Annotated in this window: 1 protein-coding gene; it reads left to right on the forward strand. The window is 71.6% G+C overall.

Annotated elements, in window-relative coordinates; all coding sequences use genetic code 11:
* Positions 1-37: 37 nt before the first annotated feature.
* Positions 38-749: collagen binding domain-containing protein (locus ACFCX4_RS13545; RefSeq protein WP_376141651.1), on the forward strand; the 712-nt coding region annotated here is incomplete at its 3' end.

Below are 749 nucleotides of genomic sequence, written 5' to 3' on the forward strand. Positions count from 1 at the left end.
GGTGCTGACCGCGGCGAACGCGTCGACGGGTGTGCAGGTGACGGCTCCCAATGCCGCGCAGCCGCCGGTGACGGGTGAGGTGCGGGTCCTGAAGACCGACGCGGTGACGAACGCTCCGCTCGCGGGTGGTGTGTTCCAGCTGTGGGAGGAGACCAACGGCGTCCCGGGTCTCCAGACCACCGGTGCCACCCCGGACACGCAGGTGGGTACGTCCTGCACGACGGGTGCGGACGGTCTGTGCACGCGGACGGTGGAGGTCGGTACCTACTACTGGCTGGAGACCGCTGCGCCCGCTGGGTACGTGCTTCCGGCGAACCCGGTGTTCGGTCCGCTGGTGCTGACCGCGGCGAACGCGTCGACGGGTGTGCAGGTGACGGCTCCCAATGCCGCGCAGCCGCCGGTGACGGGTGAGGTGCGGGTCCTGAAGACCGACGCGGCGACCGGGCTGCCGCTCGCGGGCGGTGTGTTCCAGCTGTGGGAGGAGACCAACGGGATCCCGGGTCTCCAGACCACCGGTGCCACCCCGGACACGCAGGTCGGCACCCCGTGCACGACGGGTGCGGACGGCCTGTGCACCCGGACCGTGCCGGTCGGTGTCTACTACTGGCTGGAGACCGCCGCCCCGACCGGCTACCTGCTTCCGGCCGATCCGGTGTTCGGGCCGCTGCTGTTGACTCCGGCCAACGCCTCGGCCGGTGTGCAGATCACCGCCCCGGATGCTGCCCAACCCCCCGTCACCGGTGAGGTGC

The sequence above is a fragment of the Kitasatospora sp. NPDC056327 genome, assembly GCF_042261735.1.
Classification (GTDB): domain Bacteria; phylum Actinomycetota; class Actinomycetes; order Streptomycetales; family Streptomycetaceae; genus Kitasatospora.